Origin of the sequence: Rhodopseudomonas pentothenatexigens, assembly GCF_900218015.1 — a bacterium.
GTDB lineage: Bacteria > Pseudomonadota > Alphaproteobacteria > Rhizobiales > Xanthobacteraceae > Rhodopseudomonas > Rhodopseudomonas pentothenatexigens.
On record NZ_UFQQ01000018.1, the window covers coordinates 25,865 to 49,060 of the forward strand.

Here is a 23,196-nt window from a genome sequence, read left to right on the forward strand (position 1 = left end):
TGCGTCTAGTCTTGGTATCCGGTCCAAAGCGCGGACGGCGATGTGGTGATACCGTCGGCGCGATCAACTTAGGGGAGTTACAGGGTGGCGGCAGATCAGGCGCTGGTAAAGGAAACCGCTTGTGCGGTGGTGGGCAAGCTCAAGTCCGGCGAGGTGACGCCGATCGAGCTGCTCGACGTGCTGGAAGCGCGGATCGCCGAGGTCGACGGCGCCGTCAATGCCCTGCCGACGCTGTGCTTCGACCGCGCCCGCGGCCACGCCGCCGAGCTGATGAAGAAGCCGCCGGCCGAGCGCGGCCTGCTGGCCGGGCTACCGCTGCCGATCAAGGACCTCACCGCGGTCGCCGGCGTGCTCACCACCCAGGGCTCGCCGATCTTCAAGAACGTCGTGCCGGCCCGTTCCGACCTGATGGTCGAGCATCTCGAAGCCAACGGCGCCGTGGTCTACGCCAAGTCCAACACCCCGGAATTCGGCGCCGGCGCCAACACCTTCAACGAGGTGTTCGGGGCCACGCGCAACCCGTGGGACCTGTCGCGCTCGGCGGCCGGCTCGTCCGGCGGCGCCGCGGCGGCGCTGGCATCCGGCACCGCATGGCTGGCCCAAGGCTCCGACATGGGCGGCTCGCTGCGCAACCCGGCCAGCTTCTGCGGCATCGTCGGCCTGCGCCCGAGCTTCGGCCGGGTCGCGCACACGCCGGCGGCCAAGATCGACCGCAATCTCGGCGTCAACGGCCCGATGGCCCGCAACGTTGAGGACGTCGCGCTGCTGCTCGATGCGATGAGCGGCGAATACGCCGCCGATCCCTTGTCGATCCCCTCGCCCGCGACCTCGTTCCTCGCCGCGGCCCGGTCGCGGCGGAAGCCGCTGCGCGTCGCCTACTCGCCCGATCTCGGCATCACCCCGGTCGATCCGGAGGTCGCCGCGATCACCGCCAAGGCGGCCGAACGCTTCGCCGAGGCCGGCGTGATCGTCGAACAGGCGCAGCCGGATCTGTCCGAGGCGCACGAGTGCTTCCAGGCGCTGCGCGCCTTCGACTTCGCGATCAGCAAGGCCGAACTGCTGCGCACCAAGCGAGACCTGCTCAAGCCGGAAGTGATCTGGAATATCGAGCAGGGCCTGAAGCTGACGGTCGATGATCTCGCCAAGGCCGAAGCGCAGCGCGTCGCGATGGCGGCGCGAACCATCGAGTTCTTCCAGACCTACGACCTGTTGCTGTGCCCGGCGACGATCACCGCGCCGTTCCCGGTCGAGCAGCGCTACCTCGCCGAATGCAACGGCCACACCTTCGGCAACTACGTCGAATGGCTGGGCATCGTCTATGCGATCACGCTGGTGTGCTGCCCGGCGCTGTCGCTGCCTTGCGGCTTCACCGCGACCGGCCTGCCGGTCGGCCTGCAGATGGTGGCAAAGCCGCGCAACGAAGCCGGCCTGCTCGCCGGCGCCGCGCTGCTCGAGGACATTCTCGGCCTGAAGGGCACCACCCCGATCGATCCGCGTCCGGCGCCCGAAAGTCTGTAGGCGCCGACGGGACTGGCGGTTGCAACACGCTGTGCTACTCTCCGGCGTGTTGCAACACCGATAGATCCGCCGACAAAGGCGGACGATGGGGAAACGCCAATGTCCGATCACCTGAAAGCGTCCGAGACGCTGAAAATCCACGTCGACCAGGACAAGTGTCAGGGCCATGCGCGCTGCAAAGCGCTGGCTCCTGAATTGTTCGAACTCGATGACTACGGAAATGCCCACGAAATCGGCGACGGCACGGTGCCTACCGCGCTGATCGACCAGGCATGGCTGGCCAAGTCCAACTGCCCTGAGAACGCGATCGTCATCGACGAAGCTTGATCACTCCGCCTTCTCCCCGTTCGAGCGGCGCCAAGACCGCAACGACTTCTCGCAGAGGAAACGCCAGACATGAGCGAACGAGCACCCGTCACCGACTGGGTCCATGATTTCGACCACACCGATCCGCGCTGGACTGAGAACCCCTATCCGATCTGGGACGAGCTGCGCGCAGCCAGTCCGCTGGTCCACACCGAGCGCTTTCTCGGCTGCTACATGCCGACCACCTTCGCGGCGGTGAAGGAAATCTCCTACGACACCGAGCATTTCTCATCGCGGCGGATCATCGTCCGCAACGTCCGCTCGGCATCGCCGCCGCCGGCGCCCCCGATCACCTCCGATCCCCCCGAGCACAAACCTGCGAAGCGGCTGCTGCTGCCGCCGTTCACGCCCGATGCGGTCGCCAAGCTGGAGCCGCGGGTGCGAGCGATCTGCAACGAGCTGATCGACGCCTTCATCGAGGACGACGGCTGCGACGCCGCCACCGCCTACACCAAGCACATTCCGGTCAAGACCATCTGCCACATGCTCGGCATTCCGGAGGACGACAGCGACATCTTCATCCGCTGGATTCACGAGGTCCTCGAACTCGGCATCAACGACGACGCGATCCTGATGAAGGCGGTGTTCGAGATGAGCACCTACTTCGCCGGCCACATCGCCAGCCGCAAGCAGAAACCGACCGACGATCTGATCACCACGCTGATGAACGCCCGCGACGACAACGGCCAGCCGCTGTCGGATGCCCATGTGCTCGGCTCGTTGCGATTGCTGCTGATTGCCGGCATCGACACCACCTGGAGCGCGATCGGCGCGGCGCTGTGGCATCTCGCCACTCATCCGGCCGACCGCGAGCGGCTGCTCGCGGAGCCGGAGCTGATGCCGACCGCGATCGAGGAATTCCTGCGCGCCTACTCGCCGGTGACGATGGCGCGCGAGGTAATGAAGGAGACCGCGATCGCCGGCTGCCCGGTGAAGCCGGGCAACATGGTGCTGCTGTCGTTCCCCGCCGCCAACCGCGATCCGTCGGTGTTTCCCGACGCCGACAAGGTGATGATCGACCGCAAGGAGAATCCGCACGTCGCGTTCGGGCTCGGCATCCATCGCTGCGTCGGTTCCAACCTGGCGCGGATGGAGATGACGGTTGCGATCGAGGAGTGGCTGAAGCGGATTCGTTCGTTTAGGCTCGACCCGTCACAAAAAGTGCGCTGGTCGGAGGGCACAGTCCGGGGCCCGCGCAGTCTGCCGCTGCTGTTCGGCAAGCCGAGCTGAGCCACGCCCGAAAGGTCGCCGATGTCCGACGATGCCGAACTGCCGCCGGAGTCCAAACTCACCCGCAGCAAGCAGCGCTGGGCGGCAGAAGGCAAATTCCTCACCGGCCGGCATGTCCGGCCGGACGAGCAACGGCTGCCGCCGGGCCAGCATCTGGTGAAGGACTGGCCGGTGCTCGATCTCGGCCTGACGCCGCAGATCGGCCACGACCGCTGGCGGCTCGACGTCTATGGCGCGGTGGCGCAGCCGGTGTTTTGGGATTGGGCGCAGTTCATGGCCCAGCCGCAGGCCGATATCGTCTCCGATATCCACTGCGTGACCAGCTGGTCGCGCTACGACAATCGCTGGCAGGGGCTCTCGACACGAACGTTGCTCGACGCCTGCCAGCCGACCGATCAGGCCCGCTTCGTCGTGCTGCACAGCTCCGACGGCTATACGACGAATCTGTCGATCGAGGATTTTGCGGCGGCGGATGCGCTGATCGCGCACAGCTGGTCCGGCGCGCCGCTCGATCAGGAGCACGGCGGCCCGGTGCGTCTCGTCGTGCCGCATCTGTATTTCTGGAAGAGCGCGAAGTGGCTGCAGGGAATCGAATTCCGCAACGACGATGCGCCCGGCTATTGGGAAGTCCGCGGTTATCACAACCGCGGCGACCCATGGCAAGAGCAGCGTTATTCGGGCGATTGATACGGCCCGAACGAAATTGTCATTCGGGGGCGACGCGCAGCGGCGAACCCGGAATCCATACTCCCTGCACCCGGAGATTTGATCACGGCGTTGCTCCACCGTGCCTTACTGCAAGGACAGAGAGTATGGATTCCGGACTTGCGAGCTTCGCTCGCAATCCGGAATGACAACAACATGGAGGCCTGCCGATGCCCACCGAACGTTTCCAATTTCCAGGCAGCGGCGGGCATCAACTCGCGGCGGCGCTCGATCTGCCGGATGCGCAGCCGCTGGCCTATGCGCTGTTCGCGCATTGCTTCACCTGCAGCAAGGACAACCTCGCGGCGCGGCGGATTTCGGCGGCGCTGGCGGCGCGCGGCATCGCGGTGCTGCGGTTCGACTTCACCGGGCTCGGCGCCAGCGAAGGCGAATTCGCCAACGCGACGTTCTCGTCCAACGTCGCCGATCTGGTTTTGGCGGCCGACCATCTGCGGTCGTCGCACCGCGCGCCGTCGCTGCTGATCGGCCACAGCCTCGGCGGCGCGGCCGTGCTGGCAGCCGCAGCACAAATCCCTGAAGCAAAGGCGATCGCCACCATCGCGGCGCCGTCCGATCCGTCGCACGTCACCGGACTGTTCGCCGATCATGTCGACACCATCCGCGATAAAGGCAGCGTCGATGTCTCGCTCGCCGGCCGGCCGTTCACGATTCGGCGTGCGTTTCTCGACGATATCGCCGAACACAATCTGATGGCCGAGATCGCCAGGCTGCACAAAGCGCTGCTGATCCTGCACGCGCCGACCGACGACACCGTCGGCATCGACAACGCCACCAAGATCTTTCTCGCTGCGAAGCATCCGAAGAGCTTCGTCTCGCTCGATCATGCCGACCATCTGCTGAGCGATCGTCGTGACGCGAACTACGCGGCCGGCGTGATCGCCGCCTGGGCGCAGCGCTACATCGATGCCGACCCGCCGGCTCCGACAGCCGGCGCCCCCGAGGTGCCGCGCCTCGTCACCGTGCAGGAAACCGGCGACGGCAAGTTCCAGCAGCAGATCAGCATCGGCCCGCATCGGCTGCTGGCCGACGAGCCGGCCAGCGTCGGCGGCCGCGACAGCGGGCCGGGTCCCTACGATCTCTTGCTGTCCGCGCTCGGCGCCTGCACTTCGATGACGATGCGGCTCTATGCCGAACGCAAGGCGCTGCCGCTCGATCGCGTCACGGTGACGCTGAGCCACGCCAAGATCCACGCCGAGGATTGCGCCGAATGCGAGACCAAGATCGGCCTGCTCGACCGCATCGAGCGGGTGATCGGCATCGAAGGTGACCTCTCGGCGGAGCAACGTGCCAAGCTGATCGAGATCGCCGACAAATGTCCAGTGCACCGCACCCTCACCTCGGAAGTCAGCATCATCACGCGCAGCGCCGATTGACGGCTTCGGCCGCTTCCCCGACACTGCCGAAAAACAACATCAGGGAGGCGGCGATGCCGGCCGTGGCGCGGATCGACCCGAAGACCATCTTCACGCCCGACGAATGGGCGCGGCTGACGCATCGCAGCTCGGCCCGCGGCCTGTGGCTGGTGGCGCATGCCTGGGGCACGATCGCCCTCGCCGTCGCATTGGTGACGATCTGGCCGAACCCGCTGACCTGGCTGATCGCGGTGATGATCGTCGGCACGCGGCAGCTCGGCCTCGCCATCCTGATGCACGAGGCGGCGCATGGCGGGCTGCACCGCAATCCGAAGCTCAACGAGGCGATCGGGCAATGGCTGTGCGCGGTGCCGGTCGGCGCCGATCTGCCGGCGTATCGGCGCTATCATCTGCAGCATCACAAATACACCCAGCAGCCCGAAGATCCCGATCTGGTGCTGTCGGCGCCGTTCCCGATCAGCAAGGAGAGCTTCGCCCGCAAGGCGATCCGCGATCTCACCGGGCAGACCTTCGTCAAGCAGCGGCTTCCGGCGCTGAAGGCGCTGTTCGCGCCGGCGGACACCGGCGCGCCCAAACACGATAGCTTCGTCGCCAGCGGCAAGGCGCGCACCCAGCGCTTCCTCGCGGCCAACGCCGTGCTGTTGGCGCTGTTCTGGCTGGCTGGCGCCGGCATCTGGTTCGTCGGCGTCTGGCTGGTGGCGATGGCGACTTGGCTGCCGCTGGTGACGCGGGTGCGCAACATCGCCGAACATGCCTGCACCTCGACCGGCACTGATCCGTTCAGCCAGGCCCGCACCACGCTGGCGAATCCCCTGGAGCGCGCGCTGATCGCGCCATATTGGGTCAACTACCACGCCGAACATCATCTGTTCATGTACCTGCCCTGCTACAATCTGCCGGAAGCGCACCGGCTGCTACAGCAGAAGGGCCTGATCGACCGCGTCACCGTGGCGCCGTCCTATCGCGACGTGCTGAAACTGGCGACGATGCGGCCGCGCACGGTGGCAGCGGAGTAGCTGCGCGCGGCTGCTCCCCGGAGCTACGCCGGACGTCTCTTCGTCGTCATTCCTCGCCTCCTTCATCCCCCTTCCTCCATCGTCATCCCCATTTTCCGTCGTCGTCCCCCGCGCATGCGGGGGATCCAGTATTCCAGAGCGCCTGCGGCGCAAATTCCGCACGGAGCAACGAGCGCTCTGGGAGACTGGGTCGTCCGGACAAGCCGGACGATGACGGTTATGCTTGGAACGAGCGCTCCGCTCTGCGCTGCCCTCCTGCCCTGCAGCGACCATCGATTCAAATCCCAAACAGCCATGCCTCCGCGGCCTCGCGGCGCCGGCGGCGTCCGAGTTGTGCGATCGTCGCTTCGGCAAGCGAGGGGCGGGGCGCGCCGAAGCCGAGCCCTCTTCCCAAGCCCCCAGCTAGCTGGGTCAGGATATGGCCGCCTTGTGCCCAAAGCGGCCGGGGCTGCCTGCTGTGACGGATATCGCGATGGGCCACTTGCGGACATCCGGTGTCATTCAAATGTCGATTGCTGCCAAATCGCATTGCCAGACGCTGCCGACTACGCGACGGCGTTCTTGTGGATCGCGCCGTCTTTCATGATCAGCACGAAGTTTTTAGCGGGATCCTCGACCAGCCTGATGTCCGCGATCGGGTCGCCGCCGACTAGCAGCAGGTCGGCGAGCGCCCCTTCCTTTACCACGCCGAGCTTGCCCTCGTAGGGGCTGCGCAGGCCGGACAGCGCCAGCAGGTCGGCATTGACCGAGGTCGCCTGCCTCAGGATTTCAACGGGCGTGTACCAGCGGGTCAGCTTGGTCAGTTGCGCGCCTTGTCGAGCGGCGACCTTGGCGTCGAACAGCACGTCGGTGCCCCACGCGGTCTTGATCTTGTACTGCTTGGCCAGCTTGTAGGCATTGTCCGTGCCAGCCGTCATCTGCAGCTGCTTCTTGCGATTGGGCGACCCTTCCGGGAATGGTGTTACGTCTTCGTCGTCCAGAAACGGCTGCAAGCTCCACCAGGCGCCTTTCTCGGCTATCAGTGCTGCGGTCGGCTCATCCAGCAACTGGCCGTGATCGATGCATATCACGCCGGCTTCGAGCGACTGTCGTACCGCGCGCGGGGTATATGCATGAACGGCGACGTAGGTTCCCCAGTTTTCGGCGGCCTCGACCGCGGCGCGCAGCTCCGGCACCGTATATTGCGTCACGTCGAGCGGATCATAGACCGAAGAGACGCCGCCGCCGGCCATCAGCTTGACCTGTGATGCTCCCAACGTCAGTTGTTCGCGAACGCGTTTGCGAACGGTGTCGGGATCGTCGGCAATCGCAGCGCCGCCGACCCGCTCACTGAACGTGTAGTCGGCGGGACGCGCAGGAAAATCGTTCGGCAAGCGGAAGTCACCGTGCCCACCGGTTTGCGAAATGAAGGCGCCCGATGGCCAGATCCGCGGTCCGGGGACCAGACCGCTGTCGATGCCTCGCTTCAGCCCGAAGGCCGGTCCTCCGAGATCGCGAATTGAAGTGAAGCCGCGCAGCAGCATGTCACCCGCAGCCTTGACCGCTGCGACGTTGACGAAGCCGATGTCTGAGGTCAGCACCGCTACCTGTGGCACGGTCGCGAACATGATGTGAGCATGGGCGTCGACCAAGCCCGGCATCAACGTTCTCCCGCTGCCCTGAATGCGGGTCAACTCCAGATCGGGCGTGACCGTGATCGGCGCCGCCGAGATCGACTTGATCAGATTGCCGATGACCAAGACGTTCATCGGCCCCGACAGCTTGTCGGCCACGCCGTCGAAAATCCTGACGTTCTCGAAAAGCGTGGCCTTCGGTCGCGCGCCCTGCGCCCGCGCAGGCAAGGCGAGGCTATTCAGCCCGAGGCCCGCGGCCGCCGCCGCGGCGCCGAGAAAGAAGCCTCGCCGGGACAGGTCCGCATTCATTCGCAACGTCAGATCACGAAGCTTCGGATCACAGCACTGACAGATCTCACCTTGGATCAAATGCTGATACTTGCTTCCAACGCGCATCGCCATTTGGGCCTCCTCCGATTTTGAGGAACCGTACCAGTCAAACACAATACGCGAAATGGTGATTGCGATTTGCAGATAGCCCGTATCTCACAGGTACATACGACGCGGCGGCAATATAGAACTATATAACATTCGAGTATTTTCATCCGATTCCAACGGATCGGGCCCGCTATTGTTATCGGCTGAGCGAACCGGCTTCAGATCTCACCATCTCAAGGACCGCCAAGGGTCATTTCCGGTCGCCTCAGCAGTGATACCGGCGAGCCAATGTCGGCTCTCGACCGAGACCGAGCTACCACGGGGAGAAGTCGTAACTGACGACGTGGCGATGCTGCCGGTTCGGACGGATGATCGCTTGGTCGCGTAACGAGGCGCGCGGGCCGCCGGCCGACGCTTCAGCGCAGGCGGAGGCCGATGGTGTAGGACGGCCGCTGCGTGGCTTCGCGCTGGCTTCGGATCAGGCGCAGATCGTCGTCGAGGTAGATGTTTTCCATCATCGGCTTGGCCTGGAACGACTTCGCCAGCCGCTTCGCTGACGCTGCGTCGAGACCGCTGAGGTCGGGAGCGCCCAGGGTGGCATTCGCGGTGTCGGTGCAATCGAGTTTCTTTGCCAGCACGGCATCGAACCAGGCTTCGGCGTCGTCGATGCCGAGGCCCTTGTCGCGGCGGCCGCGCGCCAGCTCGATGCCGATATTCTCGATCAGCCAGCGCCCGCCGGAGACCTCGAAGCGTTGCACCAGCATCAGATTGCAGGCGAGCCCGAGCGGCGTCAGCCTGTGCAGCAGCGCGTTCTGGTGCCCCGGCGCGTGGTGCGCGACGTTGGCGTAGAAGCCCCGTTCACGGAAGATCTGGTAGGACTGCGAGGGTATCCGGCCCGGCAGCGCATGGTGAAACGGAATAGTCGACCACACCGGCGTCCACACCCCGATCACCGTCGCGACCTGATCCTCGGCGCGCGGATGCGGATTGCGCCGCGTCAGCTCGTCGATATAGGGCGCGAGCGCGCCGTCCAGCAGTGCGAGCTTTTCGCTCAGCCGTTTGTCGTCCTGGCCCTCGACCAGCTGCAGCAGCCGGGTCTTGAGCGCCTGCGTGCTCAGCATCGCGAGATCGGCGCCGTTCACCTTGTCCAGCATCGGCATGGTTCTCCGGTCATGAGCGAACGTCACGCCTCGTCGGCGGACCGCTCTATCCGTCAGCCGTGGTGGCCGGTCGTCAATCGATCGGGGCAACCGGCGGAACTTCAACCGCCGCCGCCGGTGCAAGGTTCCTGTTTGGAAACCGGTATAATAAGCGGGCCGCCGTTAGTAATTGCGCCGGCGAGGATACCCGTCCCGCGGACTAAGCGCCTGAGCTCGGCGCGGGCACGAGCACCGGAAGTTATCGCACCCTGCGAAGCCGCAACCCCCGGTCGATGACTGGCACAACACCCGCGGATCGTGCAGGATGGAACCGGCTTGACGATCCACCATTATGGTGTATTGGATTATGATCGACAAAAGAGTGCAGCGTCATGATCTCGAACGGATCAAGGCTGCTTTTTCCGAGGGGCGCGGCCTCTTCACCGGCACCGCCACGCGAGATGCAATCGCGTTGGGATACGACCGAGACGGCATGACGAATGTCATCCGCACGATCGAAGCCTGCCACTTCTACAAGTCGATGACGTCGATCTACGACAGCACCGTTTGGCAGGACGTCTACCACGTTCCCGAAGGGGGGCGGACCTTGTACGTAAAACTCACCGACAACGGGACGTTGGTTCAATTCACTCTGCTGTCCTTCAAGGAGAAGTAAACGGATGTCGAAACCGCCGGTTTGCCCTGAGACCGGGAAGCCGATGTTTCGCGGCACCCGCCCGATGGAAGTCTCCTACAAGGGGCAGTCGGCGACGATCGACATGCCCGGGTGGTACTGTGACGAGTCGGGCGAAAGCCTTCACACGGCGGAGGATTTGAAAGTTTCCGACGCCGCGTTGAAGGAGCTGCGGCTGCAGGTGGAAAATCTGCTGTCCCCGCAGGACATCAAACGCATCCGCGTGAAGATCGGCCTCACGCAGCGAGAAGCCGGAACGCTGCTAGGCGGCGGTCCCAACGCGTTCCAGAAATACGAGCAGGACGCGGTGACGGTGAGCAAGCCGATGAGCAACCTGCTGCGCATCCTGGAGAGACACCCAGAGGAGATCGAACGGCTCAGAAAGCAGGGATGACGGCGACTTCGCATCGATCGGCCCAGCCGACATTCCGGGTGCCACGGCAACCGCGCGAATTGGTCGCGGACGAAGCCGCCGCGTTGTGCCAGATTCCGCCGCGCCGGGCTATGCAGCGGGCCGCGCGCTCATCGTCAAGAGGTCGTAGCGTGCAACCGGCTCGCCGTTCTGGTTGACGACCTCGACGTCCCAGCGCACCTCGCCATATTCCGGCCGCCGCGCCGGCGATTTCTGCTTCACGGTCAGCTTCACCTTGATGGTGTCGTCGGGCGAGACGGGTTTCAGGAAGCGCAGATTGTCGAGGCCGTAATTGGCGAGCAGCGGGCCCGGCGCCGGATCGACGAACAGGCCGGCAGCGAACGCCAGGATCAGATAGCCGTGGGCGACGCGGCCGGGGAAGAACGGGTTCGCCTTGGCGGCGGCTTCGTCCATGTGGGCGTAGAAGGTGTCGCCGGTGAAGTGCGCGAAGTGCTCGATGTCGTCCAGCGTGATCGGCCGGCTCGCGGTCTCGATGCTCTGGCCGATCGCGAGCTCGTTGAAATTCAGCTTGAACGGATGCACCTCGGCCGCCGGCGCCGGCGCGCCGCGGCTCCAAGTGCCGGTGAGCGCCGCCAGCCGCCGCGGCGACGCCTGGATCGCGGTGCGCTGCATGTAGTGATACACGCTGCGCAGGCCGCCGAGTTCTTCGCCGCCACCGGCGCGGCCCGGACCGCCGTGCAGCAGCGCCGGCAGCGGCGAGCCGTGGCCAGTGGATTCCGCCGCGTCGTCGCGGTCGACGATCAGTAGCCGGCCGTGGAACGGGGCGAGGCCGAGGATCATCTGCTCGGCGACCGCGTCGTCATAAGTAAACAGCGACGCCACCAGACTCCCCTCGCCGCGCGCCACCAGCTCGATCGCCTGGTCGACATCGTCATAGGCCAGCACGGTGGCGACCGGTCCGAACGCCTCGGTGGCGTGAACGTGCCTGGCCTGTATCGGATCGCGCGCGCGGAGCAGCACCGGCGCCATGTAGGCACCTGCCTGGGTATCGATGCCCTCGCCTTCGCAAACGTTCGGATCGCCGAACACGATCTCGGCTTCGCCCTGCAGCGTCGTGATCGCGGCGCGCACCGCCTCGCGCTGGCCGCGACTGACCAGCGGCCCCATCGCCTTGTCGTCACGGCGCGGATCGCCGAGCCTGACCTCGGCGAGCTTGGCCTTCAGCGCCTCGATCACCGCGGCCTCGATTGCGCGCGGCACCAGCACGCGGCGGATCGCGGTGCATTTCTGCCCGGCCTTCGACGTCATCTCGCGCACGATCTCGCGCACGAACAGATCGAACTCCGGCGCGTCCGGCGTCACGTCCGCCCCGAGGATCGCGGCGTTCAGCGAGTCGCGTTCGGCGATGAAGCGGATAGCGTGGCGGGCGACGTTCGGATGCGCCTGCAGCTTCTCGGAAGTTTCCAGCGAGCCGGTGAAAGCGATCACGTCCTGACCGCTCAGGTGATCGAACAGATCGCCGGTGCCGCCGCAGATCAGTTGCAGCGCGCCTTGCGGCAGCAGCTTGGACTCGTCGATCAGCTTCACCAGCGCCTCGGCGACGTAGGCGGTCGCGGTCGCCGGCTTGGCGATCACCGGCACCCCGGCCAGCAGCGCCGGCGCGAGCTTTTCGAGGAGGCCCCAGCACGGGAAATTGAAGGCGTTGATGTGCACCGCGACGCCGCGGCGCGGCGTGAGGATGTGCTGGCCGACGAAGCTGCCGCGCTTCGATAAGGATTCGACCTCGCCTTCGGTGATGAACGGCGTATCCGGTAGCTCGCGGCGGCCACGCGAGGCGAACGCCGCCAGCGTGACGAGACCGCCGTCGATGTCGATGGCGTTGTCGCGGCGGTTGGCTCCGGTGTCGGCGGCGAGCGCGTAAAGCTGTTCCTTGCGCTCGGTCAGGTAAGCACCGAGCGCTTTCAACATGTCGGCGCGCTGATGAAACGACAGCTTGCGCAGATTCGGCCCGCCGACGTTGCGGGCGTGATCGACCATCGCCTTGACGTCCAGCCCGGCGCTGGAGGTGCGCGCCACGACGCGGCCGTCGATCGCACTGGCGATCTCGACCAGGCCGCTCTCCGGGGTCACCCAGCGGTCGCAGGCGAGGCTTTGCAGGGTGATGGTCATGGCGTCCTCCCGATAGCGGCCCGCGGTTCGCGGCGCGGTTTGACGTCCACGCCGGCCGTTGACACGATGTTGGCTTGGGCTAATAATTGACTGACCGATCGTTCAATTCAAGAGGCTTTTCAAAAGCCCCGATACGGTGAGGGAGAGAGACGTGGACGAGGTCCTGATCGACGATCGGGGAGCGTGGCGCGTGATCACGCTGAACCGGCCGGACCGGCTGAATTCGTTCAACGCGGCGATGCACCGTGCGCTGGCTACAGCGCTCGACGCGGCTCGCGATCCGGCCTGCCGCGCGGTGCTGCTGACCGGCGCCGGGCGCGGCTTCTGCGCCGGGCAGGATCTCGCCGACGTCGCGGTGACGGACGGCGCTGCGCCCGATCTCGGCGTCACCATCGACGAGTTCTACAATCCGCTGGTGCGGCGCATCCGTGCGCTGGACAAGCCCGTGGTATGTGCGGTCAACGGCACCGCGGCCGGCGCCGGCGCCAACATCGCGCTTAGCTGCGACATCGTGCTGGCGGCGCGCTCGGCGAAGTTCATCCAGTCGTTCGCCAAAATCGGGCTGGTGCCGGATTCCGGCGGCACCTGGCTGCTGCCGCGGCTGATCGGCGACGCCCGCGCCAAAGCGCTGGCGATGCTGGCCGAACCGATCGGCGCCGAGACCGCGGCAGGCTGGGGCCTGATCTGGCGGGCGGTCGACGACGATCAGCTCCGCACCGAAGCCGAAAAGCTCACCGCGCATCTCGCCACCCAGCCGACGCAGGGGCTGGCGCTGATCAAGCAGGCGCTCGCGGCGGCGGCCACCAACACGCTCGACGCCCAGCTCGATCTCGAACGCGACCTGCAACGGAAGGCCGGGCGGACGCCGGACTATGCCGAAGGCGTCGACGCCTTCATCGCCAAGCGCACGCCGAACTTCACCGGGAGGGCGTCGTGACCGTGCAGGACGAGCTGTCGCCCGACGAACTGGCGCGGGCCTGCGCCGATGCGATGTGGGCCAACGATCACGCCAGCAAGGGGCTCGGCATGGAGATCGTCGAGATCGGCGCCGGCTTCGCCACCCTGGCGATGACGGTCACCACCGAGATGGTCAATGGCCACGGCATCGCCCATGGCGGCTTCATCTTCACCCTGGCCGACAGCGCCTTCGCCTATGCATGCAATTCCTACAACGACTCGACCGTCGCGGCGCAGGGCGCGATCAGCTTCATCCGCCCCGGCAAGCTCGGCGCCCGGCTGGTGGCGAGCGCGCGCGAAGTCTCACGATCCGGCCGCAGCGGCATCTACGACGTCCGCGTCACGTCCGGATCGATGGTGATCGCCGAATTCCGCGGCCATTCGCGCGCGATCGGCGGCGCGCTGGTGCCGCAACAACAACAACAAGACCAATGTTGAGGGAGGAGACGGCGATGGCCGCGACCGTGCATCAGATCAAGCTCGGCACCTACAATCCCGAACTCGACGATGTCGAGCGCGCCTCGCGCGACGAGATCACGGCGCTGCAGACCAAGCGGCTGGCGTGGTCGCTGAAGCACGCCTACGACAACGTCGCGCATTACAAGGCCGCGTTCGACGCCAAGGGCGTGCATCCGTCGGACTTCCGCCAGCTCTCCGACCTGGCGAAATTCCCGTTCACGGTGAAGACCGATCTACGCGACAACTATCCGTTCAAGATGTTCGCGGTGCCGCGCGAACATCTTGTGCGGGTGCACGCCTCGTCGGGCACCACCGGCAAGCCGATCGTGGTCGGCTACACCGCGGACGACATCGACACCTGGGCGACGGTGATGGCGCGCTCGCTGCGCGCCGCCGGCGCGCGGCGCGGCATGATCATCCATAACTCCTACGGCTACGGCCTGTTCACCGGCGGGCTCGGCGCTCACTACGGCGGCGAGAAACTCGGCTGCACCGTGGTTCCGGTCTCCGGCGGCATGACCGAACGGCAGGTGCAGCTAATCAACGACTTCAAGCCGGACGTCATCACCGTGACGCCGAGCTACATGCTGGCGATCCTCGACGAGTTCAAGCGCCAGGGCCTCGACCCGCGGGCGTCGTCGCTGAAATACGGCGTGTTCGGCGCCGAGCCGTGGACCAACGCGATGCGCGCCGAGATCGAGCAGGCGTTCGACATGGACGCCACCGACATCTACGGCCTGTCGGAAGTGATCGGCCCCGGCGTCGCCCAGGAATGCGTCGAGACCAAGGACGGCCTGCACATCTGGGAGGATCACTTCTATCCCGAAGTGATCGACCCGGAGACCGGCGAGGTGCTGCCGGACGGCGAGAAGGGCGAACTGGTGTTCACCTCGCTGACCAAGGAAGCCTTCCCCGTCGTCCGCTATCGCACCCGCGATTTGACGCGGCTGCTGCCGGGCACCGCGCGCCCGGGGATGCGACGGATGGAGAAGATCACCGGCCGCTCCGACGACATGATCATCCTGCGCGGCGTCAACGTGTTTCCGACCCAGATCGAGGAAGTGCTGCTCGGCACCGACTGGTGCGGCGGCCATTTCATCATCGAACTCACCCGCGAAGGCCGGATGGACGAGATGACGGTGCTGGCCGAAGCGCGCGCCGAGAGCTGGGACGGCGCCGGCCTGGTGCCGCACGCCGAGCGGGCCGCCGCCTACATCAAGAACACCATCGGGATTTCGACCACGATCAAAGTGGTGCCGCCCGACACGCTGGAGCGATCGCTCGGCAAGGCCCGGCGGGTGTTCGACAAGCGGCCGAAGGGCTAGCCAACGCGGTCATTCCGGGGCGCGCAGCGCGAACCCGGACTCTCGCCCGCTTGGGAATAGGACGTTGCCCCGCTCTGCCCGTTGCGGACTCCGGGTTCGTGCAGCTTTGCTGCACGCCCCGGAATGACCAGCCTCTCTCTAAGCTACTCCGCGCCGCGCAGTCGCGAGGCCGCCAGCAGCACCAGGCCGGCACCGGCGACCGACCAGCACGCCACCGGCGCCCATTGCAGCAGCGGCGCGTAGTCCGGCAGCTTCTGCATCCCGCCGGCCACCGCCGCCATTCGCGCGAAGGTCGCCAGCGCCAGCGCGGAGAACACCAAGCCCGCGAGCTTGCCCTCGGCGCCGGTGCGGCCGATCGCGAGCGCGGCCGACACCGCGCTCATCAGCATGCAGCCCCACGCCGCGCCGGCGACAAACTGCGCGGCGATCAGCACGGTGAGCGAGCCGGCCAGTTCGGCGATGCCGACAGCTATCGCGCCGATCAAGCCGGCGACGCCCATCACGATCAGTCCGCCGCGATGTTTGACCACGAGGCTGGCCGGAAACAGCGCGAGGTTGAAGCCGATCCAGAACACCGGCATCAGCCATTGCAGATCGCCCGGCGCGGCGAAACGCGAAAACAGGTTGGCGCTGTTGATGCTGAAATGAAGCTGATAGCCGAGCGCGAGGATCAGCATCGCCGCGACGAACAGCGCCGGCACCTTGCCGAGCGGTTTGGCGACTGCGCGCGGCGGCGCGGGCGTGCGCTGCCCGGCGAGGTGACGTTCGACCTTGATCAGCACCAGCGTGGTGAGCACCAACACCACGCTGGAGATCATGAACGGCAGCAGCGGATCGACGCCTCTCAGCACCACGCCGAGATACGGCGACACCGCGCCGGCGAGGCCGTAGCCGAGCATGGTCAACGCCGACAGGAATGGCAGCGACGGTCGCGCACCGTATTTGCCGAACAGCGTGAGCGGCGGCGCACGCAGCACCGAGGAGCTCGCGGCCCACAGCACGATCAGCGCGATCAACGCCGTTTGGGCGCCGGGCCCCTGCCCGGCCACCAGCGGCATGGCGACGAAGGCGGCGCAGGACAGCGCCGCGACGATCGCAACGAAGATGCCGAGCCGGCCGACCAGCGCCGACACCCGGTCGGCGGCGATCCCCATCGCGGTGTCGGTGAGGGTGAAGATGGCCTGGTCGAGCATCAGGATCAGGATCACCGCGGCGGGCGCGATCCCGACCTCGGCGGCGAGCTTCGGCAGATAGATCACGTAGGTGGTCCAGAGCAGCGTGAACAGCAATTGCAGCAGCGCCACATAGACTCCGGCGCGGGTGACGCCGCTCGCCGGCTTCGCCTCGACCCCGTCGTTCGCCAGATCGGTCATGAGCCCCCTTTTGGGTCGTGCCTCTGTGCCGCGCGCCGCTACAGCGCCTTGCGGAAGGTGAGATTGATCCGTTGCCGGCCGAGCAGCGGATGCTCACCGTCCTTCAGCGTCAGCACGCCATGATACACCAGCCGCGACGGCCCGCCCCACACCAGCACGTCGCCGTGGCGCAATTGGTAGTTGATCGGCTTGTCGCTGCGGTTCATTCCGCCGAACTGGAAGGTCGCCGGCAGGCCGAGCGACAGCGAGACGATTGGCGCCGAGAAGTCGGCTTCGTCCTTGTCCTGATGCAGCGCCATCCTGGCGCCGGGGACGTAGCGGTTGATCAGGCAGGCATCCGGATCGAAGCCGGCAAAGCCGGCCTCGGTGGCGGCGCGCTGCGCCAGATCGCGCAGCACCGCGGGCATCTCCGGCCACGGCGCCGCGCTGTCCGGATCGGTCGGAGAATAGCGATAGCCGCGGCGGTCGGTGACCCAGCCGGCGGTGCCGCAGCTCGTCATCGCCACGCTCATGGTGTGGCCGCCCGGCGTCATCATGTGGCGGAACGACGCGCGGGCGACGACGGCGTCGATCGCCGCGAGCACGTCATGCTCGTTGTCGCGGGCAAAGCCGCGCAGCAGCGCAGCGCCGGGCGCGATGTCTTGGCGGCGCGGCAGCGGCGCGTCGAGACTGTCGAACAGATCCGCCATTACGCGCTGCTCCCCTTCACATTGCCGCCGAACTGCCAGTCCGCCGTCTCCACCGCAAGATCGATGAAGGCGCGCACCTTGGCGGAGAGCAGCCGCGCGGTCGGATACACCATCGTGATCGGCAGCGGCGGCACCTCGTAATCGGCGAGCACGATCTGTAGCCGCCCCGCCGCGATCGCGTCGGCGGCCTGATAGGCAAGCACGCGTGCGAACCCGCCGCCCCGCTCGGCATCGAGGATCGCGACATCGGCGACGTTGCTGACGAGGCGCGGCACGCACGGCACCCGGACGTCACGGCCATCGAGCACGAAGCGCCATTCCACCGGCGCGCCGGTCTGGCCGAAATGCACGATGTCGTGAGCCGCGATCTCGGCCGGGGTCGCTGGCACGCCGCGCGCCGCCAGATAGTCCGGCGACGCCACCACGATCCGCCGCATCGCGCCGAGCTGCCGGGCCACCAGACTGGAATCCGACAGATGCCCGATCCGGACCGCGCAATCGACGCCGTCCTCGACCAGATTGATCATCAGGTCCGACAGCCGCAATTCGCCGGTCACCTGCGGATAGCGCCGCAGATAGTCCGACAGCAGCGGTGCGACATAGCGCCGGCCGAAGCCGACCGGCGCCGACACCACCAACCGGCCCGACGGCGTGACGTGCTCGGCCGCGGCCGAGGCGTCGGCCTCTTCGAGATCGGCGAGAATCCGCCGCACCCGCTCCAGATAGCGCGCGCCGGTGTCGGTGAGCGCGACCGAGCGCGTCGTCCGCTGCAGCAGCCGGGTGCCGAGACGCTGTTCCAGCGTCGCAACCAGCCGCGTCACCGCAGAGGGCGATATCCCGAGTTTACGCGCCGCCGGCGCAAAGCCCTGCAGCTCGGCGACGGCGACGAACGCGCTCATGGTGTCGAGACGGTCCATGGCACTATTTCGTCCTGCGCAACAATAAAGTGTCAAATCAACTGATTGTTTGGCGGAAGAGAAAGGACGATCTGTCCGACACATTCGAGCAGGAGGGTCTCATGACCGAAGCGCTGCACGTCTCCAGCGACATCGCCTTCACCCCCGCCGTCAAGGCAATCCAGACCCGCAAGGGCTCGCGCGAGTCCTATGCCCGGGTCGAACGCAACGGCGGCTGGGCAACCACGATCGACGACAACCTCGCCGCTTTCCTCGGCGCCCAGACCAGCGTGCTGCTCGCCACCGCGAGCGCCGACGGGCAGCCCTACATCCAGCATCGCGGCGGGCCGGCCGGCTTCCTGCATGTGCTCGACCCGCAGACCATCGGGTTCGCCGACTTCAAGGGCAATCAGCAGTTCATCACCCAGGGCAATCTCGCCGAGAACCCGAAGGCCTATCTGTTCGTGATCGATTACGCGCACCGCCGGCGCATCAAGATCTGGGGCCGCGCCCGTGTGATCGAGGACGATCCGGAGCTGATCGCCCGGCTGATGCCGAAGGGCTACAAGGCCCGCCCCGAACAGGCGATCCTGTTCGAGGTCGCGGCTTGGGACAGCAACTGCCCGCAGCACATCCCGCAGAAGTTCGATGCGGCCGATGTCGCCGCGGCGATCACCACCCGGGACATCCGGATCGCCGAGCTGGAAGCGCTGCTCGCCGCCGCCACCCAGGCGAAGGAATAACGACGCACCGGACGATTTGCCCGCGTCCGACCGTTTCGCGCGCGGCCGGGCCGGGATAAACAGGGCCGATGACCGCCCTCGCCCCGATCAACGCCAACACCTGCCAAAGCTGCGGCGCCTGCTGCGGCTATTCGGAGAACTGGCCGCGCTTCACGATCGAGGACGACGCCGCGCTCGACGCCATTCCGGCGGCGCTGGTCAACGCGCGACTGTCGGGAATGCGCTGCGACGCCGATCGCTGTGCCGCGCTGAGCGGCACCATCGGGCAAGCCACGGCCTGCACGATCTACCCGCTGCGTCCCGAGGTGTGCCGCGACTGCCTCCCCGGCGATCCGGAATGCAACATGGCGCGGCGCAAATTCCGGCTGCCGCCGCTGCCGAGCGCGCTCGCCGAGACCGATCAGTTGGCGACGTCAGGGGCCGGTGCGTCGTCGGATTCCAGCTCGGAGTCCTGATCGAGGGGCGCGAAGCTGGCCAGCGGCGCGGTCGACAGCGTGATCGCCTTGCGCTGTGAGTAGCTGCTGACCGCCGGAGCCCGCCTTTCGTGCGCCAGCGCGTACAGCACGGAACCGGCACGGCCACCGACCTGGATCAGGTCGCGCTCGTCGCAGCTCGCCGCCACGGCGAGCGCCAGCGGCTGCAAATGCGCCCGGCGATAGCAGAACAGCGCCAACATCGCGCGAACGTCGCCCGACACGCTGTCAACTAACTGTGACAATCCATGCTCGTTGGCGCGATACATCTGGCCCAGCAGTTCCTCGCGGACCGGGCAAGCGTCGTTCTCGAAAGCTTCACGGCTGGACCACATCGGCGTTCTCCCGAACAGGTGACGGTCGTGAGGATGCGACCCATTCTGTTAATGGGCTCTTAACTACACAACCTAATACCAGCACCTGCCCTTGCGCCGTGTGCATGGAACTAAACACGGATCACGATTTGATACAGCGACAATTTTGCACGTGACGGCGAGCCGGCAAGGATTAACTATCCGCGTGCCGCTTGCCCGGCGAGTTCCGAGCAGCGAGCAGCGTGGTGCCGGAACGATCGAGCCGCGACTCACATTCACGACATCCAGGCTCGGCGAGATCCATTCGGCACGTTCAGTTGGCACGATGGAGCGTACCATGACTGATCCGGTCACGTTGTTCCCCAATCTGATGCAACCTGCAGCCAAGACCTACGCCCCGATGGGGATCAAGTTCTGGGAGAGCGAGGCGACCGTCCTCGACAGCATGAAGGAATTCGCCGACGGTTGGTTCGAACGGCGGCGCATTGGAACCCGCGCCGCGCTGGAAACCGCACGGCGGATGGGGGAAGCGACCACGCCGCTCGATGCGTTTCGCGAATATCAGGACTGGCTCGGCGGCGCGATGGCCCGCATGCTCGAAGACGGCATGGCGTGGCAGCAGCAATTCATGAAGGCCAACGCCAAGCTGGCGCCGCACATGCCGCGTCAGGACGAGCCGACCGACGCAGCGCCGTCGCCAGAGACGCGGATGAGCGCTTAGCCCTCCGGGCTCGACGCTGCTGACCGCGCAAACGGCGGGACGCCGAGTTCGCATATTTGCGCAGATCATCCGGTTGGTGACAGTTCCACCATGTCGACCACCGGCAGGCTGAGTTCGACCCGGTTACGGCCGTTGAGCTTGGCCCGGTACAGCGCGTTGTCGGCGCGCGCCACGAGCATTTCGGCGTTATCGCCCGGCAGCACCTGGGCAACGCCGAAACTCGCCGTCACCGTGCCGACCTGTTCGAACAGCGTGTGTGCCACCAGCAGGCGCAGCTTCTTGGCCGTCTCGTAGGCCGAGGCAGCGTCGGTGTCGGCGAGCAGCAGCGCGAATTCCTCGCCGCCCCAGCGCGCCAGCAGGTCGGCGCGGCGGACACTGGCCGCGACCGTCTGCGACAATCGGATCAGCACCTGATCGCCCATCGGGTGGCCGAAGATGTCGTTGACCTCCTTGAAGTGATCGATGTCGAAAATGATCAGGGAGAACGGCACACGGCTGCGCTTGTAGCGCTCCAGCTCCTCTTCAAGCCGCTCGTTGAACTTCATGCGGTTGAACAGGCCGGTCAGCGCATCGGTCACGGCCTGCAGCGCGAGGGCCTGGGTCCGCGACTGCAGCTCCTCGCGGAGCTGGCGCTGCAACCGGTCCCGCACGCCGCGATCGAGCCCGAAGAAATAGAACAGTGCGGCGATCGCGACCTGCAGGGTGATGACGATGCCGAGCAGCCGGCTGGCGAGGATTCCCTTCACCGGGATCGCCAGCACCAGCGACACCTCGGTGTCCTCGATCGGTTGGCGGATCACATAGCTGCGCCGCCCGCCGAAGTCGGTCCAGCCGGCGCCGAACAGTTCGCGGTCGAACAGCGGCTGCCGCGCGGGCGCGCCGAACTGCTCGTCGAGTTGCATCCGCGGCAGATCCGGCCGCGGCCACAGCGTCCGCAGGAATTCGTCGCCGCGGTTGGTGATGATCACCACGCCGCGCCCATCGACCACGAAGAACGCCGGATCGAAACGGCTCATCACCGCCGCCAGCTTCTCGAGCGAAATCTCCAGCACGGCAACGCCCTGGATCTGGCCGCCGGCGCCGCGGATCGGCGATGCCGTCAGATAGGTTCTGAGACGCTGCGGCGGATCGAGCCGGAACTCGCGCACCACCCTGCCGGCGATCGCCTGCTCGAACCAGCCGACTGCCCGCAGGCTCGGCAGGCCGAGCCAGCTCCGGTCGGAGGCGTCGGACGAGCCGACGATCATGCCGGCGCGGTCGACGACGAAGCTGCGGATCGCCTCGACGGCGCCGGCGTCCAGCTCGAGCACCGACCGAGCGATGCCGGCGCCGGCGCCCTGCCCGTCGCCGAGCAGCGGCACGATCGCCGGCGACGCGGCGAGGGCTCTCACCATCGCGTCGGCGACCGCGATCTCGCGCTCCAGACCGTTGACCAGCAGCGCCGAGTCGCCGCGGGCTTCGGCTTCGATCCCCTCGCGGCAGATCTTGCCGAAATAATTGGTGAGCGCCCAGCCCAGCAGCAGAATGGCGAACAACGTGATCAGCACGCCGACGAACTGCCGCTTCAGATGGTTCGAATAGTCCGGATAGTCGAAGGTTTCCATCAGCCGGCGGCCCCAGGCCGCCCAGGTCAGCGCCGCCAGCGTCACTGCGATCAGTCCGCGCACGAGCTGGATCGGAACTCCGGCGATCTGCTCGAAGGTCGTCTGGTTGACGATGTCGGCCGGCCAAAACGGCGCCGGCTCGACGACGATCCCCGCCGCCGCCGCGTAGCCGACGAACGCCGCAGCGATCGCGACCATCAGCGGCCGCGCCGATCCGGCGTAGTCGCCGCGGCTCAAATACACCGCGACACCAACCAGCACCGCCCCCGGCGCGGCGAGCAGATAACGCGATGTCGCCTTGGCCGACGACAAGCCGTCGACGGCCCCGACGAGGCCGATCACGATCAGGATCGCGACCAAGATCCACGGTCCCGGCATCGGGATTCCGCGTGCCAGCGCGCCCTGCCGGCCGGCCTCCGCCAGAACAACGAAGGACGCGACCGACACTGCTGCACGCGCGAGCACGAACTCGCTCGCATCGCCGGCAATCAGCGCGGTCATGTCCAGCCATTCGCTGATGCCATGAACGCAACTGAACAGCCCGGTGAGACGGATCATCGTGCTGTTATCGTCGTGCTGGCGGCGGGCGAGCACCAGGCACAGCGCCCCGAGCAGCAGGAACGACAGGCCGTAGAAGAAGAAGATGAAGTCGAGCTGCGTTTCCAAATAGCGGGCCATGGCACTCGAACTTGATGTTGCCCGCCACGACCTCGCGCGCGGTCAGCACCTCATGCTGATCGCGGCGACGCTAATCGATCTCAAGTCATGCAGCGGTTAATACCACGCCCCGTACAACTACGTGGATTGGGGTCACAGCACACCGGAGCCAAGTCGTCGTGAGTTTTTGGTTCACGGCGCTGCGCAAAACGAGCGTCACCTTCATCCCAGGTTGCACCGTCGTTCGACACACTCGCTTCGGCACGTCTGGCGCGTCCGTGCCTGCGCGCGACATTTCCCGTTCTGATCGAATCCGAGGCGGAACTCGCGGGCCCTTCGGCAGTCGATTGATCGAAGCGGACCACGTCCTCGTCTGCGCGCCCCACGGCC

22 protein-coding genes are annotated in these 23,196 nt (G+C 66.4%); 14 read left to right on the forward strand and 8 right to left on the reverse strand.

The features are described from left to right. The first annotated feature begins 84 nt into the window (after positions 1–84). From DWA33_RS17050 to DWA33_RS17075, 6 genes are all read left to right on the forward strand, one after another. Positions 85–1,518 (forward strand): amidase, encoded by a 1,434-nt coding sequence (locus DWA33_RS17050; RefSeq protein ID WP_114359510.1) that lies wholly within the window; start codon positions 85–87, stop codon positions 1,516–1,518. 99 nt (positions 1,519–1,617) lie between these two features. Continuing rightward, positions 1,618–1,845, forward strand: a complete 228-nt coding sequence (locus tag DWA33_RS17055) for a ferredoxin (RefSeq protein WP_114359512.1) — start codon at positions 1,618–1,620, stop codon at positions 1,843–1,845. A 69-nt stretch (positions 1,846–1,914) separates the two neighbouring features. Continuing rightward, positions 1,915–3,114, forward strand: coding sequence for a cytochrome P450 (locus DWA33_RS17060; RefSeq protein ID WP_114359514.1), 1,200 nt, complete (start codon positions 1,915–1,917; stop codon positions 3,112–3,114). 21 nt (positions 3,115–3,135) lie between these two features. Then, entirely contained in the window at positions 3,136–3,801 is a 666-nt protein-coding gene (locus DWA33_RS17065; protein WP_114359516.1) for a sulfite oxidase-like oxidoreductase, read from the forward strand. 188 nt (positions 3,802–3,989) lie between these two features. Continuing rightward, entirely contained in the window at positions 3,990–5,213 is a 1,224-nt protein-coding gene (locus DWA33_RS17070) for a bifunctional alpha/beta hydrolase/OsmC family protein (RefSeq protein WP_114359518.1), read from the forward strand. 53 nt (positions 5,214–5,266) lie between these two features. Then, the gene (locus DWA33_RS17075; protein ID WP_114359520.1) at positions 5,267–6,229 is read left to right on the forward strand and encodes a fatty acid desaturase family protein; all 963 of its coding nucleotides are present in this window, start codon (positions 5,267–5,269) and stop codon (positions 6,227–6,229) included. A gap of 545 nt (positions 6,230–6,774) precedes the next feature. Here the strand turns inward: DWA33_RS17075 and DWA33_RS17080 are convergent. Together DWA33_RS17080 and DWA33_RS17085 are read right to left on the reverse strand one after the other, a co-directional pair. After that, entirely contained in the window at positions 6,775–8,244 is a 1,470-nt protein-coding gene (locus tag DWA33_RS17080) for a metal-dependent hydrolase family protein (protein ID WP_114359521.1), read from the reverse strand. Positions 8,245–8,636: 392 nt separating this feature from the next. Continuing rightward, positions 8,637–9,380: a hypothetical protein gene (locus tag DWA33_RS17085; RefSeq protein WP_244601327.1), complete on the reverse strand. Its 744-nt coding sequence runs from the start codon at positions 9,378–9,380 to the stop codon at positions 8,637–8,639. Positions 9,381–9,726: 346 nt separating this feature from the next. Between DWA33_RS17085 and DWA33_RS17090 the strand changes: the two genes are divergently transcribed. Both DWA33_RS17090 and DWA33_RS17095 read left to right on the forward strand, forming a co-directional pair. Continuing rightward, positions 9,727–10,035 carry a type II toxin-antitoxin system MqsR family toxin gene (locus tag DWA33_RS17090; protein WP_114359591.1) on the forward strand — a complete coding sequence of 103 codons (309 nt, stop codon included), beginning with the start codon at positions 9,727–9,729 and terminating at the stop codon, positions 10,033–10,035. A 4-nt stretch (positions 10,036–10,039) separates the two neighbouring features. Then, entirely contained in the window at positions 10,040–10,447 is a 408-nt protein-coding gene (locus tag DWA33_RS17095; protein WP_114359523.1) for a type II toxin-antitoxin system MqsA family antitoxin, read from the forward strand. Between the two features lie 108 nt (positions 10,448–10,555). Here DWA33_RS17095 and paaZ read toward each other — a convergent pair whose 3' ends face one another. Beyond that, complete coding sequence (paaZ, locus tag DWA33_RS17100; RefSeq protein WP_114359525.1) at positions 10,556–12,595, reverse strand: phenylacetic acid degradation bifunctional protein PaaZ; 2,040 nt, start codon at positions 12,593–12,595, stop codon at positions 10,556–10,558. Between the two features lie 151 nt (positions 12,596–12,746). Here paaZ and paaG point away from each other — a divergent pair, with 151 nt between their 5' ends. From paaG to paaK, 3 genes are read left to right on the forward strand one after another with little or no spacing between them, the layout of a single operon-like run. Then, positions 12,747–13,532, forward strand: a complete 786-nt coding sequence (gene paaG, locus DWA33_RS17105; RefSeq protein WP_114359526.1) for a 2-(1,2-epoxy-1,2-dihydrophenyl)acetyl-CoA isomerase PaaG — start codon at positions 12,747–12,749, stop codon at positions 13,530–13,532. A gap of 53 nt (positions 13,533–13,585) precedes the next feature. After that, the gene (paaI, locus tag DWA33_RS17110; RefSeq protein WP_430707902.1) at positions 13,586–13,990 is read left to right on the forward strand and encodes a hydroxyphenylacetyl-CoA thioesterase PaaI; all 405 of its coding nucleotides are present in this window, start codon (positions 13,586–13,588) and stop codon (positions 13,988–13,990) included. 14 nt (positions 13,991–14,004) lie between these two features. Then, a complete protein-coding gene (paaK, locus tag DWA33_RS17115; protein ID WP_114359528.1) occupies positions 14,005–15,336 on the forward strand; it encodes a phenylacetate--CoA ligase PaaK in 1,332 nt (443 codons plus the stop codon). A 143-nt stretch (positions 15,337–15,479) separates the two neighbouring features. Here paaK and DWA33_RS17120 read toward each other — a convergent pair whose 3' ends face one another. Genes DWA33_RS17120 through DWA33_RS17130 form a run of 3 tightly spaced genes read right to left on the reverse strand, consistent with a single transcriptional unit; the run spans position 15,480 to position 18,315 of the window. Further along, positions 15,480–16,709, reverse strand: a complete 1,230-nt coding sequence (locus DWA33_RS17120; RefSeq protein ID WP_114359529.1) for an MFS transporter — start codon at positions 16,707–16,709, stop codon at positions 15,480–15,482. 38 nt (positions 16,710–16,747) lie between these two features. Continuing rightward, positions 16,748–17,398, reverse strand: a complete 651-nt coding sequence (gene alkB / locus DWA33_RS17125) for a DNA oxidative demethylase AlkB (protein ID WP_114359530.1) — start codon at positions 17,396–17,398, stop codon at positions 16,748–16,750. After that, the gene (locus DWA33_RS17130; RefSeq protein ID WP_114359531.1) at positions 17,398–18,315 is read right to left on the reverse strand and encodes a LysR family transcriptional regulator; all 918 of its coding nucleotides are present in this window, start codon (positions 18,313–18,315) and stop codon (positions 17,398–17,400) included. Before DWA33_RS17130 ends, alkB begins: the two co-directional genes overlap by 1 nt. A 101-nt stretch (positions 18,316–18,416) precedes the next feature. Between DWA33_RS17130 and DWA33_RS17135 the strand changes: the two genes are divergently transcribed. Together DWA33_RS17135 and DWA33_RS17140 are read left to right on the forward strand one after the other, a co-directional pair. Beyond that, the gene (locus DWA33_RS17135; protein ID WP_114359532.1) at positions 18,417–19,037 is read left to right on the forward strand and encodes a pyridoxamine 5'-phosphate oxidase family protein; all 621 of its coding nucleotides are present in this window, start codon (positions 18,417–18,419) and stop codon (positions 19,035–19,037) included. Positions 19,038–19,105: 68 nt separating this feature from the next. After that, complete coding sequence (locus DWA33_RS17140) at positions 19,106–19,492, forward strand: YkgJ family cysteine cluster protein (protein ID WP_114359533.1); 387 nt, start codon at positions 19,106–19,108, stop codon at positions 19,490–19,492. Here the strand turns inward: DWA33_RS17140 and DWA33_RS17145 are convergent. Beyond that, positions 19,438–19,845, reverse strand: coding sequence for a hypothetical protein (locus DWA33_RS17145; protein WP_114359534.1), 408 nt, complete (start codon positions 19,843–19,845; stop codon positions 19,438–19,440). The genes DWA33_RS17140 and DWA33_RS17145 overlap by 55 nt on opposite strands. A 316-nt stretch (positions 19,846–20,161) precedes the next feature. Here DWA33_RS17145 and DWA33_RS17150 point away from each other — a divergent pair, with 316 nt between their 5' ends. Continuing rightward, entirely contained in the window at positions 20,162–20,545 is a 384-nt protein-coding gene (locus DWA33_RS17150; protein WP_114359593.1) for a hypothetical protein, read from the forward strand. Between the two features lie 65 nt (positions 20,546–20,610). Here DWA33_RS17150 and DWA33_RS17155 read toward each other — a convergent pair whose 3' ends face one another. After that, entirely contained in the window at positions 20,611–22,827 is a 2,217-nt protein-coding gene (locus DWA33_RS17155; protein ID WP_114359535.1) for a sensor domain-containing diguanylate cyclase, read from the reverse strand. Positions 22,828–23,196: the final 369 nt, after the last annotated feature.